We start from the raw sequence: 443 nt of genomic DNA on the forward strand, positions 1-443 counted from the left end.
GCCCGGGTGCTGTCCCCGGCATGCTCGGCACGAGCATCAAGCAGACGGCGGGCGTCGTGCTGCACATACCGGAGAAGATGAAGGGCGTCGCGCAGGCGGCGTTCAGCGACGAGGCGCGCGATCCGAACGGGCCGATCTCCGTCGTCGGGGTGACGCGCATCGCGGGCGACGTCGCCGAGTCGTCGAAGGTCGAACTCGGCCAGAAGGTGCTGCTGCTGCTCAACCTGCTCGCCTCCCTCAACCTCGCGTTGTTCGTGTTCAACCTCATCCCGCTGCTGCCCCTCGACGGCGGCCACATCGCGGGTGCGCTGTGGGAGGCGATCAAGCGGCCCATCGCGCAGGCGCGCGGCGTCGCCGGCCCCGTCTACGTCGACGTGACGAAGGCGCTGCCGGTCGCGTACGCCGTCTCGCTCGTCCTCATCGGGATGTCGGTGCTGCTCATC

The 443-nt window shown here is 69.5% G+C and carries 1 protein-coding gene; it reads left to right on the forward strand.

Annotated features, from left to right (window positions below; all coding sequences use genetic code 11):
* Positions 1 to 20: 20 nt before the first annotated feature.
* A partial coding sequence (locus D7V77_RS42610; protein WP_199734014.1) for a site-2 protease family protein occupies positions 21 to 443 on the forward strand: 423 nt, incomplete at its 3' end.

Source organism: Corallococcus sp. CA041A, assembly GCF_003612075.1.
GTDB lineage: Bacteria > Myxococcota > Myxococcia > Myxococcales > Myxococcaceae > Corallococcus > Corallococcus exiguus.